General features: G+C 64.4%; 12 protein-coding genes. 1 reads left to right on the top strand and 11 read right to left on the bottom strand.

Annotation, left to right across the window (positions count from 1 at the left end):
- Nucleotides 1-157: 157 nt before the first annotated feature.
- The 3 genes from ACUXVX_RS20200 to ACUXVX_RS20210 form a co-directional block, all read right to left on the bottom strand.
- Nucleotides 158-2,155, bottom strand: a complete 1,998-nt coding sequence (locus tag ACUXVX_RS20200; protein ID WP_446309702.1) for a peptidoglycan -binding protein — start codon at nt 2,153-2,155, stop codon at nt 158-160.
- A complete protein-coding gene (locus ACUXVX_RS20205; protein ID WP_446309703.1) occupies nt 2,155-3,315 on the bottom strand; it encodes a biopolymer transporter ExbB in 1,161 nt (386 codons plus the stop codon). Before ACUXVX_RS20205 ends, ACUXVX_RS20200 begins: the two co-directional genes overlap by 1 nt.
- 71 nt (nt 3,316-3,386) lie before the next feature.
- On the bottom strand, nt 3,387-3,938 hold the full coding sequence (locus tag ACUXVX_RS20210) for a gamma-glutamylcyclotransferase (RefSeq protein WP_446309704.1): 552 nt from the start codon (nt 3,936-3,938) through the stop codon (nt 3,387-3,389).
- A gap of 64 nt (nt 3,939-4,002) precedes the next feature.
- Here ACUXVX_RS20210 and ACUXVX_RS20215 point away from each other — a divergent pair, with 64 nt between their 5' ends.
- Nucleotides 4,003-5,013, top strand: coding sequence for a DUF2125 domain-containing protein (locus tag ACUXVX_RS20215; protein ID WP_446309705.1), 1,011 nt, complete (start codon nt 4,003-4,005; stop codon nt 5,011-5,013).
- Between the two features lie 18 nt (nt 5,014-5,031).
- Here the strand turns inward: ACUXVX_RS20215 and ACUXVX_RS20220 are convergent, their stop codons facing one another.
- The 8 genes from ACUXVX_RS20220 to ACUXVX_RS20255 form a co-directional block, all read right to left on the bottom strand.
- Complete coding sequence (locus tag ACUXVX_RS20220) at nt 5,032-6,756, bottom strand: SulP family inorganic anion transporter (RefSeq protein ID WP_446309706.1); 1,725 nt, start codon at nt 6,754-6,756, stop codon at nt 5,032-5,034.
- A 1-nt stretch (nt 6,757) separates the two neighbouring features.
- Nucleotides 6,758-7,174: a TIGR01244 family sulfur transferase gene (locus tag ACUXVX_RS20225; RefSeq protein WP_446309707.1), complete on the bottom strand. Its 417-nt coding sequence runs from the start codon at nt 7,172-7,174 to the stop codon at nt 6,758-6,760.
- Nucleotides 7,175-7,177: 3 nt separating this feature from the next.
- Nucleotides 7,178-8,062: an MBL fold metallo-hydrolase gene (locus ACUXVX_RS20230; protein ID WP_446309708.1), complete on the bottom strand. Its 885-nt coding sequence runs from the start codon at nt 8,060-8,062 to the stop codon at nt 7,178-7,180.
- Nucleotides 8,063-8,088: 26 nt separating this feature from the next.
- Nucleotides 8,089-8,535: a DUF6691 family protein gene (locus tag ACUXVX_RS20235; RefSeq protein WP_446309709.1), complete on the bottom strand. Its 447-nt coding sequence runs from the start codon at nt 8,533-8,535 to the stop codon at nt 8,089-8,091.
- 4 nt (nt 8,536-8,539) lie between these two features.
- Nucleotides 8,540-8,971, bottom strand: a complete 432-nt coding sequence (locus ACUXVX_RS20240; RefSeq protein WP_446309710.1) for a YeeE/YedE family protein — start codon at nt 8,969-8,971, stop codon at nt 8,540-8,542.
- Between the two features lie 104 nt (nt 8,972-9,075).
- Nucleotides 9,076-11,253, bottom strand: coding sequence for a PAS-domain containing protein (locus ACUXVX_RS20245; RefSeq protein ID WP_446309711.1), 2,178 nt, complete (start codon nt 11,251-11,253; stop codon nt 9,076-9,078).
- Nucleotides 11,254-12,369 carry an FIST N-terminal domain-containing protein gene (locus ACUXVX_RS20250; RefSeq protein ID WP_446311572.1) on the bottom strand — a complete coding sequence of 372 codons (1,116 nt, stop codon included), beginning with the start codon at nt 12,367-12,369 and terminating at the stop codon, nt 11,254-11,256.
- A gap of 108 nt (nt 12,370-12,477) precedes the next feature.
- Nucleotides 12,478-13,179 (bottom strand): response regulator transcription factor, encoded by a 702-nt coding sequence (locus ACUXVX_RS20255; protein WP_446309712.1) that lies wholly within the window; start codon nt 13,177-13,179, stop codon nt 12,478-12,480.
- Nucleotides 13,180-13,321: the final 142 nt, after the last annotated feature.

The raw sequence follows: 13,321 nt of genomic DNA on the forward strand, positions 1-13,321 counted from the left end.
CATCGCGCCACGCGCACCGTTCGGTCAGTTTACACGCTCAACTGTGCGAATATCGCGTATGTATGGAATGTGCATCGGTTGTGCATCAGTTGTGCATCATCCAATTGGCAGGGTTAACGGCCTGCCGCGCTGCGGCGCAACACCTGCGAACGCCGGCTTAGCGTTCCGTCAGTTTCAGCTCGATCCGCCGATTCCGCGCGAGTGCTTCGGGCGTGTCATCCGGGTCGATGGGCTGGTATTCGCCAAAGCCGTTTGCGCTCAGCCGTTGCGGCGGAATGCCCAGATCATCCGCCATGAACCGCACCACCGAAAGCGCCCGCGCCTGGCTCAGTTCCCAGTTGTCGGCAAACTCCCCAAAGCCCGAAAGCTGAGTGTTGTCGGTGTGGCCGTCGACCTGAATCACCCAGTCAATCTCCGGCGGGATCTCTCCGGCGAGACGGCGCAGAATTTCTGTAACCTTCTGAATTTCCGTCTTTCCTGCCTCCGAAAGCGCCGCCTGCGCAGGCGGGAAGAGCACCTCTGACGAGAACACGAACCTGTCCCCTTCGATCCGCACGCCCTCGGTGTTGCCGATCACTTCCTTCATCCGACCAAAGAACTCCGAGCGGTATTGTTCGAGGTCTTTCTGCGCCTCTTCCAGCCGCTTGCGCTCCGCCGCTTCCAGCTCCGCCCGTCGCCGTTCCTCCGCCGCCGCACGGGCCAGCGCGGCATTCAGCTGCGCGCCCAGCGCCTCGATCTGAACCTTTGAATCCTCGTCCCGCTGCGCCGCCGCATCGATGACTCCCTGCAACGCCCCAAGCTGCGACCGCAGAGCCGCCACCTGCTCGTTCAAAAGCGCCAGTTTTCGCTGCCCTTCGGCCGAGGCTACTTCTTTGTTTTCAAGCTCTTTATTGGCCCGGGCGAGCAATATGTCCTTGCGCTCAGCCTCGCTCAGCGCCGCCTCTGCCCGCCGCTCCGCCACCAGCTTTTCTGCAAGTGCAGCCGCCAGCTTTTCGCGCACCGCAGCACTGTCACCCACATCCGCCTCAAGCGCCTCTTTAACGGCCTTGAGTTCGGAAATTTCCTTCGCGTTCTCAGCCACTTCAGCCTGTAGCGCATCCCGCTCCGCTTCCGCCGCCTCGGCCCGTGCCGCCAGCGCATCCCGCGCCGTCTCCGCCTCGCTCCTAGCGCTGCCCAGCGCCGCGATCTCCGCCTCCGTCGCCGCCAGCTCACTTGCCAGCCGCGCCGCCTCTTCCGCGCTCGAAGCACCTGATTCCACTTGGCTTTCCAGTTGCGACACCGAGGCCAGCGCCGCCGCCAGCTTGGCATTCAAGTCCTCCTCCGCATCCTGCGCCGCAGCCAGCAAGGTGAGGGTCTCCTCTGCCTTCTTCCGCTGCGCCTCAAGCGCCAAGGTCATCGCCGTCAGCTCGGTTTCCGCCCCCTTCAACCGCTCCCTAAGGGCTTGAGCTGCCGCAGTTTCTGCCAACCGCGCCTTCTCTTCCTCCGTCAGTTCCTCCTCCAGCGCCGCCACCTTCGCGGCACTCTCCTCGGCCCCTTTCTGCAGGTCCGCAACCAGCGCCTCGAGCGCTTCTCGCCGCGCCGCAGCAAGCCGCGCCGCCTCGACCTGCCCGTCAATCTCCGTCCGCGCCGAGGCCAAAGCCTGCTCCAGCGAGGCCCTCTCCGCCTCCACTGCCGCCCTCGCCGCCTCAACCGCAGCAAGGCTTTCCGACAGTTCCGCCCGCCGCGCCTGCGCCGAATTTCTCTCTGTAATCAAGGCCGCAACCTGTTCTTCGAAGCCGGTGATCTGCCGCTGGGCGTCCTGCAGAGCCTCCTGCCCCGAGGCGATCTGCCCCCGCAGCGAGGCGATCAGCGCGGCCTGCCGGGCGGCATCTTCCTGCGCCGCGGAGAGCGCCGCATCCCGCCCCGCCACATCCCCCTGCAACGCCTCCACCCGCGCCCGCTCCAACCCCAAAGCATCCGCTAATGAGGCGAGTTCAGCGCCCAGTTCATTGAGCTCACTCTCCTGCCCCGTGATGGTCTCGCGGAGCATGAACTGCACGATCATGAAGATCGACAAAACGAACATCAGAACCAGCAGGAGCGCCGTCATCGCATCCACGAAGCCCGGCCAGATCGAGGCTGAGAAGCGTTGTCCGTTGCGGCGGGCGAGGGCCATCAGCCGGGCCTCCGGGTGGCCTCGCGGATGACCCGTGTCAGCGCCGAGATATCGGCCCTGAGGCCAGCCACACTCTCCTGCCGTCCGGCAGCGATATCTTCATGGATAGCAAGCAGTTGCGTGTCGATCGACCGCAAGCGCATCCGGCTCTCTGCGTCCACGCCGCCGTCGCCGGAAGTCACGCCGTCGAGCTTGTTCAGCAGCGCCTCGTTGGCCTCCGCGATCCGTAGAAGCAACGGGTCCGGCGCAGCCTCGGCAGCGAGCGTCTCTGCCAGCTTGTCGACCGCGTCGGCCACCCCGCCGATCTTGTCTTCGAGGATCGCGCGCGACACATCCGATTGCGTGAACATTTCCCGCATCGCCTCCATCTGCTCGGCCATGTGGTCGAGGATGCCGGCGGCCGCAGACGGCTCCGCGCCTTCGCCTTCTGCACCCGCAAACGCAACGCGGGTAATCGACGAAAGCCACTCCTCCAGTTCGCGGTAAAAGCGGTTCTGGCCATGCGAGGCAAAGAGTTCGAGCAACCCGACAATCAGCGAGCCAGCAAGCCCCAGCAGCGATGATCCGAAGGCCGTGCCCATGCCGCCCAGCTGTGCCTCGAGCCCGCCCATGAGCCGCGAAAACACCTCGACGCCGCCCTCGCCCTCCTGCGGAGCAAGCGAGCGAATGGTCTCCACCACGGCCGGAACGGTGGTCGCCAGCCCGTAGAATGTTCCGAGAAGGCCAAGGAAAATCAGCAGGTTGACGAGGTAGCGGGTGATATCCCGCAACTCTTCGATCCGGGTTGCCACGGATTCCAGAATGGAGCGAGAGGATGTCGCAGATATCTGCATCCGCCCACGCCGGGACCGCAGCAGCGCCGCCAAGGGCGCGAGCAGGCGCGGCACCTTGGCCCCGACTTCGCGCTCAAGAGCAAAGTCCTCAAGCCATGCCACCGACCGCACGAGCTGGTAGACCTGCCAGAAACAGGTGAAGACCCCAACCACGAAGACGAGGCCGATGGTCCCGTTGAGCCAGAGGTTGGCACGAACCACGGGCATCACCGTGGGCAGAAGCAGGTAGCTCCCCACAGCCACCAGCCCGAGGACAATCAGCATCTGCGCCACTTGGCGCACGGGTTGTGAAAAATGCGGCTCGGCCTCGGCCTCAGTCATGCTCATGCGGGGTTAACGCCCTTTGTTTCTTGGCGGCAGCTTAGGGGGGCGGCCCGGCGTTGCCAATCACAAAGGCCTCACGCCTCGTTGCGCAACCGGGCCGCGAGCCAGGCCAGATCGGGGTCGGCGATGCCGAGTTCGGCGAGGTGATCGGCGGTGTTGAAGAGGTACTCGGTGTTCGGCCCGCGCCCGCCGTGGGCATGAGCGATGATCTCGGCCTGCCGCTCCAGCGTGAGACCGCCGCAGTACTGTACATGCTCGCGGTCGATTACGTAGGCCAGCGCCTGAAATGGGGCGTGCCCTTCGGCGTGCAAAGTGACGACCGCCTCGAAATAAGCCGACGAGATCAGTTCGCGCTCACGCAGTGCCGCCAGAACCTCGGGCTCCTGCCCGGGCATGACCCGCAGGGCAACTCCTTGACACGACGCATCTTTCTCTGCGTCCAGCGCCAGAACGAGCCCCGGGCTCTCCTCCGTGCCGCGGTGGTGGATGGACGACATGCAGAAGGCCCGGTGATAGCCGTTAAGCCGGGCCAGCCGCTCTTCGGCGACCTCGAAACCGGGGTTCCACAGCAAGCTGCCATAGCCAAAGACCCAGAGCGGGCTGGGCAAGTCATTGTCGGGGATCATCCGCCTCGCCTTTCCATCTGCGGCCCGGTAAACCAGATCGCGTTGAAAACCGAAAGGGGCGTGCATGCTGCGCCGGATGATCGTTGTGGTCTTGGTCGCCGCTCTCGCATGGGGCGGATACTGGGCGGTGGGGGCCTGGGGGCTGGAGAAGGCGGTGACCTTCTGGCTCGAGGACCGTCGGGCCGAGGGCTGGCAGGCGGAGGCCGAGCGGGTCGTGGTGCGGGGCTTTCCCAACCGGTTCGACCTTGAGCTGGACGAGGTGCGCCTCGCCGATCCGCGCACCGGCTGGGCATGGTCAGCACCGTTCTTCCAGAGCCTTGCCCTCAGCTACAAGCCCTACCACGTGATCGCCGTCTGGCCGGACCGGCAAAGCCTGCAAACGCCGTTCGAACGGCTTGAGATCACATCCGAACGGCTGCGTGGCAGCCTGATGCTGACGCCCACCTCGCTGGCGCTGAAAAGGTCGAGCTTTGAGCTGGACGGGATCGAGCTGGTCTCGGATGCAGGATGGACGAGCCGGCTCACCAAGGGGCGGCTGGCCACACGGACCCTGCCGGAAGACTTTCCGGACCCTGCGCTGCATCAGATCAGCTTCTCCGCAGAGGCTTGGCAGGTGCCGTCGAAGCTGCTGGCGGAGTTGAACGCCGCGGATCTTGTGCCCGACACGCTGGACTCGGTGACAGCAGATCTAACGATCCGCTTTTCAGCCCCTTGGGACCGGCGCGCGATTGAGCAGGCCCGCCCTCAGCCCCGGCACGTAGAGATCAAGCTGGCCGGAGCGAAGTGGGGGCAGATGGAGTTGAAGCTGGCCGGCAATTTTGAGGTGAACGAGGCGGGCGTGCCGGAAGGCTCGGTGCTGGTGAAGGCCACGAACTGGCGCGAAATACTGGCCGTGGGCGTTGCCTCAGGCGTCGTCCCGGCGGACTTCGAGACGCCGATCACCGCGGCGCTTGAGATTGCGAGCCAGTTGGCGGGCAGCCCGAAAACGCTGGATATTCCGCTCAATTTCAAGAACGGGCAAACCCGTATCGGGCCTGCACCGATTGGCCCGGCTCCGGTGATCCTGTTGAGGTGATAAAGCTGCGGTTACGGGTCAGGCTGGCCTGTTTCCGGCAAGTGCCTGATAGGCATCGTACTGCGCCAGAAACAGCTCGCCCGAGAGCGCCTCGAAGAAGTGGGTGCGGGCAAGACGGTCGGTCACCGGGCCTTTCACCTCAGACATGTGGAGCCGCATGTTCAGGTCTGCCAGCCGGTTGTTGAGCGCCTCTAGCGATTCCAGCGCGGAAAGGTCGATTTCATTCACGGCAGAGCACATGAGCACCACGTCACGCAGCTCGGGATTTTTCACCACGCGGTCGAGCACGTAATCCTCCAGGTAGCGCGCGTTGGCGAAATAGAGGCTCTCGTCAATGCGGATGGTCAGGAGGGTTGGCGAGGTTTCGACCATGTGGCGCAGCACGTTGCGAAAATGCTGGGTGCCCGGCACCAGCCCGACCTCGGCGATGTGGGGTTTGGATGTGCGGTAGAGGAAAAGGCCGACGGAAATGACCACGCCCGCCGTCACCCCGCTTTCGACGCCGAAGCCGAGGGTAAGCATGATGGTCACGAGCACGGCGGCAAAGTCGGCGCGATTATACGTCCAGCTGTTCTTGAGGATTGTGAAGTCCACCAGCGAAAGCACGGCCACAATGATGGTGGCCGCCAGCGTGGCCTTGGGCAGGAAGTACACTAGCGGGGTGAGCGCGATGGCGGCGATGGCGAGGCCGAGCGCGGTGTAAGCCCCGGCGGCCGGGGTTTCGGCTCCCGCGTCGAAGTTGACAACCGAGCGGGCAAAGCCGCCGGTGACCGGATAGCCGCCGGTGAAGGCCGCGCCGATGTTGGCCGCCCCGAGGCCGATAAGTTCCTGATCGGGGTCGATCCGCTGGCGCTTTTTTGCGGCGAGGGTCTGGGCGACCGAGATGGATTCGACGAAGCCGATGATCGAGATCAGCAGCGCAGGCACGAAGAGCGCCGTCAGCAGGTCGATCGAGAGATCGGGCATGGTGAGCGGCGGCAGAGCCTGTGGCACCGAGCCAACGATCTCCACGCCATGATCCGACAGATTTAAGGCCCAGGTGACCAGGGTGGTGGCGACCACGGCGGCCACGGGACCGGCCTTGGTCACGATATCCGCTAATCGCGGCTTAAGGCCCGCGTTGAGCAGAAAGGGCTTCAACCCCTTGCGAACCCAGAAGAGGAATACAGTGGCCGTTACACCGATAATGAGGGTGATCAGGTTGATCTGACCGAGTTGGGAGGCGAGGTTACCCAGCATTTCCAGCAGGTTGTGGCCGCCGCCCTGCACGCCGAGCACATGCTTGACCTGCGAGGTCGCGATCAGGATGCCTGAGGCGGTGATGAAGCCGGCGATGACGGGGTGCGAGAGGAAGTTGGCGAGAAAGCCCAACTTGAACACACCGAGCAACAGCAGCATGCCTCCAGACAGCAGTGCCAGCGTGAGTGCTGCGGCGGCGTAGCCCATAGTGCCTTGCTCGGCCACCTGCCCCACGGCGGCGGCGGTCATCAGCGAGACCACGGCCACCGGCCCGACCGCCAGCGCGCGGGAAGTGCCGAAGATGGCGTAGAGGATGATCGGCACGATGGAGGCGTAGATCCCGGCCTCGGGCGGCAGGCCGGCAAGAAGTGCGTAGGCCAGCGACTGCGGGATCAGCATGATCGTCACGATCACCGCCGCGATCAGGTCGTTCGAGAGGGCATCACGGTTGTAGGTGCGGCCCCAGTCGAAGACAGGCAGAACGCGGCGGAAGGCGGGCTTCACCTCAGGCTCCCGTGGTGCCGAGGAAGGCCGAAAGGTCATACCCTGCGGCGGCGGCTTGTCGGGCGACATCCGCCGCCGGGCGCAGGCGGCACTCACGGGCAGCCCAGATCATCGCAGACCGCATGCCGGAGCGGCAGAAAGCCAGTGTTGTGCCCGGCGCGGAGGAAAGCGCTGCCTCCAGCGCGTCGGTGTCGCCCTCGTGCACCTCGCGCCCAGACAGCGGGATGTGGTGATAGGCCAGGCCGTGGCGCTGCGCCTCGGTCCTGATCTCGGCACTGCTCGGCTGGCCCGGCACCTCGCCGTCGGGCCGGTTGTTGATGATCACCCGGAACCCCGCGGCAGCAAGGCCACCGATTTCATCCGACGTTATCTGGGGGGCGACGAAGTAGTTGCCATCGAGCTGGACAGGCGTGGTCATTTCTCAGAGCCCGTTCAGAGGGACTTTGAGCATCGGCTTGCCGTCCTTGTCGGTCGGGATCTCACCCGCGCGCATATTCACTTGCAGCGAAGGGATTATGAGCTTGGGCATGTCGAGCGTGGCATCACGCTCGGTGCGGAACTTAATGAAATCTTCCTTCGACTTGCCCGCACCAACGTGGATGTTGTTGGCCTTTTCCTCGGCCACGGTCGTCTCCCATTGGATCTCGCGGCCACCGGGGGCGTAATCGTGGCACATGAAGAGGCGCATCTCCCCGGGCAGGGCGAGCACCTTCATGATGCTGTCGTAGAGCACGCCCGCATCACCGCCCGGAAAGTCGGCCCGGGCCGAGCCGCCATCAGGCATGAAGAGCGTATCGCCGACGAAAGCCGCGTTGCCGATGACATGAGTCATGCAGGCAGGCGTGTGGCCGGGCGTATAGAGCGCGACGGCCTTGAGATTGCCGATCTTGTAGGTGTCGCCATCCACGAAGAGCGCATCGAACTGCGAGCCATCGCGCTGAAACTCGGTGCCCTCGTTGAAGACCTTGCCGAAGGTGTCCTGCACGGTGGTGATCTGCTCGCCGATGCCGATCTTGCCGCCCAGCTTTTGCTGGATGTAGGGCGCGGCAGAGAGGTGATCGGCATGGACGTGGGTTTCGATCAGCCAATCGACGGTGAGGCCGTTGTCCTGCACATAGGCGATGATGTCGTCGGCGTTGTCATAGGTGATACGGCCAGCGGCGTAGTCGATATCCATCACGCTGTCGATCACGGCGCAATGATGGCTGGCCGGGTCTTTGACCACGTAAGAGATGGTGTTTGTCGCCTCGTCGAAGAAGGCTTTGACCTCGGGGGTGACGGTGATGTCGATCGGGTAGTCGCTCATGTGAACCTCCATTTCCGGCGGGGCGCTCAGGCCTGTGCCGCCTTGGGTTTCTTTCGCGCGGAAGCTTTTTGAAGCGCCTTGGCCAGCAGGATGCCTGCGACCAGCGCCACGACGAAGATGAAGACCTCGCTGCGGCCCGTGCCGAGCGCAGGAAGGGCCCCGCCCGGGCAGAAGCCCGCGATGCCCCAGCCGATGCCAAAGACGAGGCTGCCGCCGATGAGGCGCGCGTCGATCTGGCGGGTGCCAGGCAGGTTGAAGCCCTTGCCCCAGATCGGCGCCTCGCGGCGGAAGACCAGCCGGTAGCCGATGAAGGCCACGGTCACGGCGCCGCCCATCACGAAAGCAAGGGAAGGGTCCCAGCTGCCGGCGAAGTCGAAGAAGTTGATCACCTTGGCCGGGTTGGCCATGCCGGAAATCGAGATGCCGAGGCCGAAGGTGAGGCCGATCAGGTAGATGAGAATGTGCTTTTTCATCTGCTCAGCCTCCGATCACATGGCGGATGACGTAAACGGTCGCTGCCGTGCCCGCCATGAATGTGAGCGTGGCCACGATGGAGCGCGGCGAGAGCCGCGCCATACCGCAGACACCGTGGCCTGATGTGCAGCCCGCGCCGTAGGTGACACCGGCCCCTACGATCAAACCGCCCAGCGCCAACATCGGCGTCGAGACGGGCACCTCTATCGCGGGCCAATTGCCGGTGATCGCGAGGTAGAGTGCGGGGCCGGAGACCATGCCTGCGAGCAGGGCGGCGCGCCACGAGAACTCGGAGGAACTGTCCGGCTGGATGAACCCTGCGAGGATGCCGGTAGCGCCGAAGATGCGGCCAAGGGTAGCCATGAGCATCACCGCGGCCAAGCCGATTAGCAGGCCGCCGCCAAGAGATGCATAGGGTGTGAACTCTGTTTCCATGCGCGGGACATCTCCGTTCTGGCCGCCATGACACCTGAGGGCTGCGACCGTTCCTGTTCGTTGATGCCTATATATTCAAATTATTGCATTTGACAAGAGGCAGGTCACACACCCACGAGGAATGCCCCGATCCGGTCGCGGTCCACCGGCTTGCCGAGCAGCTCCAGCCCGAGGGCGGCGCAGGCCTCGCGGAGGCGGCGGGAGCGGTCTGCCGAGAGGATACGGGCCGGGATGGTGCCGAACCGCCCCGTAAGCAGGCTATAAAGTTCTGTTCCGGTCATTCCGTGGCCCAACTGTTCGTCGAGCAGCATGGCGTCGGGCTTGAGCTGAACCTCGGCCAGAAGTTCGAGCGCTTCGGGGGCGTTATGGGCGTGGAGCACATGCGCGCCCCAGCCCTCAATCATCTGGGTCAGGGCACGGGCAAGGGCCGTGTCATTCTCGACGAGCAAAACCAGAGGGCCCTTGTCGCGCAGATCAGGTTGCGCGGCGGGTGCCTTCACCGAGGGCACAGTGGTGCTTTCGGCCACAGGCACGTTGAGGGAAAAGCAACTGCCTACGCCCTTTTCGGACCAGAGCGACAGCGGGTGGCCGAGCCCTTTGCAGGCCCGCTCTACGATGGCGAGCCCAAGCCCAAGGCCGTCGCCGCGCGTTTCAAGGCGTTTGAACTCCTGAAACACGAGAGCCTGATCCTCGGGCGCAATGCCACGACCGCTGTCCCACACTTCGATGCGAGCCGCGCTGCCGTTGCGTCGGACGCCAAGGATGACCTTGCCGGTGTCGGTGTAGTTTACCGCGTTCGAGACGAGGTTTTGCACGATCCGCCGCAGAAAGGCCGGGTCGCTCCGCACAGTGAGATTGGTGTCTATGATGCGCAGGCCAATTCCCTTGGCACGGGCCGTGGGTTCGAGCTGGTGCCGCAGGGGTTCGAAGATGGCCTTGAGCGGGACCGATTGCACATCAAAGCTGGCCCGCCCCAGATCGAGTTTCGAGATATCGAGCAGGGCGGTGATGATGTCTTCGACATTGCCCAGCGCCTGAGTTGCTTTGTCAGCCAGCTCACCGGGGCGGCCCGGGCCCGCGGCCTCGGTCAGGGACGACAAGAAGAGCTTGGCGGCAGAGAGTGGCTGCATGAGGTCATGGCTGGCGGCGGCAACGAAGCGGGACTTCGAGGTGTTGGCACGTTCGGCCTCTTCCAGTGCTTCCTCCAGCTCCAGCGTGCGCTCCTCGACCCGGTGCTCGAGCAATTCGTTGATCTGCTGCAGGGCCAGCGAGGCTTGCCGCTCTGAGGTGACATCGGTGAAGGACACCACGAAACCGCGATCGGGCATCTCCTGCGCGAACCCCTGCAAGAAGCGGTTGGCCTCGGTTTGCAGCTCGAAGGTCAGCGGCTGGCGGCGGCCCCGTTGCGCGGCCCATTCAACGAGCGTTTCTTGGCTGCGACCCTCGATGAAGAGCGCCGTTTCGGCAATTTGTCGAGCCAGCTCTGCAAAAGACGACCCGAGGGTGCGCTCAGGCAGGGTGATGTCGAACAGCTCGCCCAGCCGGTCATTCCACCCGGCCAGCCGCGCCTGCGCGTCGAAGATCGCGACACCTTGAGTGAGGTGATCCAGCGTCGCCTGAAGCATCTGCACGTGGCCGTGTTGCAGCTTTTCGCGCTCGCGCCGTTCGGCCCGGAAGATAGAGGTAACATCGGTCTGCAGGATCACCGTACCGCCAGAAGCCGTGCGGTGCTCGGAGACCTGAAGCCAGCGGTCACGGTTGAGGGAGACGTTGAAAACGGAGTGGGCATCGCCGTGGCGCCGCATCCGCCGCGCCGCCCAATCCTTCGGCGACTCGCCTTCGGGCAGTGAAAGGTCGCGGCTGTTGGCCACCAGTTGCACGTAATCGGCAAAGGCAAGCCCCTCGACGAGGCGCGGCTTGATATCTGTCAGCGCCTTGCAGAAGCGGCTGTTGGCGAGCACGAGGCTTTCGGAGGCATCGAAGAGCGCGAAGCCCTCGGCCACGGTCTCGATGGCGTCGGCGAGGTTGGAGCGGGCGGCCTCGGCTGAGCTGTTGGCGCGGGCCAACCGGGCGTTGGAATCCTGCAAGAGATCAAGGGCGCGCTCGAGCTGCATTGTGCGGTCACGCACCTGCCCTTCCAGCAGGGCGGCCCGCTCGAACTGCGCGTAGGCGACGCCGCTCTCTTCGCTCTTCTGCTCCACACGACGCATCAGCGACTGGACGATCTGGAGGAGTTTCTCGTTCTGCCGCTCGAGACTGTCTTCAGGGTTGATGAGCATCATCTAGCTCACCTCGCGCGGCGGGTAGAAGGCGACGCCCGTAATGGTCTGATTCACGTGCAAAGGGCCGATCTGCTCGCCGTAGGTGTTGAAGCCCACGACCTTGTGGCGCACCAGCGTGTCGGACAGCGCGCGGACAGATTGGGCCTGCTCGGCCTCGATCCGCCGCAGCACGCAATCGCAGCCAAGGATCGAAAGCGGCGCGACCGGCTCGGCCAAAGCCGTAAGCTCGGCGTCGAGGTGGGCGACGATATCCTGCTTGTTGGCGACTGTCAGAACCATGCCTTCGTCGATGGCGGAGAAGAACTGGAGGTCACCCTCCTCAGTCACCCGCTGGATTGCCCGCACATGGTGCTCGGCCCCGATCCGGACGACGACCGGATGGGCGGCGAAGGTGAAGGTATCGAGCTGATTGGGATCCTTGCCGACGATCCGGGCGTATTCGCGGGCTGCAGGCTCCGCATTGATCGACTTCACGATCCGCGCCTTCGGGTCGGCCTCGGTCACGACCATCCGGTCATCGGTAGGCTGGAGGTGGTCGAGAGAGAACACACGGGCCGGAAGGGTGGTGCGGACAAGCGCCAAGACGGCGGCATCTTGCGCCACGACGCCGTTGAGACCGACGCGTGTGCGGGCAAAATCTACGCCGTCGCCGGCGGAGCCGCCAAAGAGAGGAATGCCGCCCAGCGCCGGCGAGAGCGAAGCGGCGAGGATATCTTCCTTTAGTGAGAGGCCATCGACCAGCAGGAAAGCAAAGGCGTTTGGCCGGTCGGGGTTTTGCTCGGCCAAGGTCAGCCGTTCCCTCGCGAGTTGGTCGCCGAAGGCCTGGGCATCCTGTCCACCCAACTCGCTGATGAGCAGCGCAGTGGCGGAGAAAGCCGCCGCGGGGAAGGCCACAGCTACGACCCGCCCCTCTGCATAGCCGGCGCGGCCGATCTCTCCTGCGGTGGTGCACCCCATCACTTGGGCCGAGCCAAACCGTTTGGCAGCGGCCTTCATCAGCTTATCGAACTGGCATTCCGGGCTGGCAAACAGGCAGACGAGGGCAAAGGGGCCAGGCCCCAGTTCTTCGGCGAGGACGCCGATGACATCAGGATCGGATGCAAAAACCTCGGCCATTTGCGGGCCGAGTTCCTGAGGGTTCAGCGGCCTCGGGGCGTCGGTTTCGGGGGTCAAATGCTCTCCTCCAGCATGTCGCGGGCACTCCTCCCTCCGCGGCAGGACAAGTTAGGAGGAGACCGGCGCGCTTGGCAATACGGAGGAAAATCGCGCTTGGCTTGCAACGAGAACCGCCTGTGTGCGGCTCTGGACCCCGAGCTTGCGCATGATAGCGGTCACATGCGCCTTCACGGTGGTTTCGGCGATTGCGAGGTCGAAGGCGATTTGCTTGTTGAGCTTGCCCTGACAGATAAGCTGCAGAATTCGAGACTGCTGGGCGGTCAGGGTCGACAGGCGCTCGACCGCATCGCTGGCCTCGCTGTCGCCGTTGGCCTCGGTGGCGACAAAGCCCTCCGGCACGTAGCTTTCGCCGCGCGACACGGCGGCAAGTGCGTCGCGAAAGGTGCTGCGCGGGCTGTGCTTGGGCACAAAACCCGAGGCCCCGGCCTTGAGTGCGGCAGAGATCACCTGATTCTCGGCCATCGACGAGACGACGATTACCGGCACACCGCGCGCGGTGGCCTTGAGCCGGATCAGACCGTCGAGGCCGGAAACGTCGGGCAGGTTCAGGTCGAGCACCACGAGATCGGGCAGATCGCCATCAAGCATGTCGATGGCCACCTCGAGCCGGTCGCAGGTGCGGACCTCCTTGAAAGAGGCCACGCTCGTGAGGGTCAGCTCCAGCGCGTCGCAGAACAGCGGGTGGTCATCGACCACCAGCGCCCATCCGGTGAGCGCGCCCTTGGGTATATCACGTTCGATCCTGTCCATATCCCCAGAATAACGGCGCGGGCGCGGGTGGTCACTTGCCAATTGGTCGGGGGCGGGTGAGTATTTCGGCGCGGGCACTGGACCGGCCAAAGCGCCGACATACTTCGGACCCAAGCCTTTGGTCGAATAGGCGCAAGCCCGT

This window comes from Vannielia sp. SX4 (assembly GCF_052828525.1).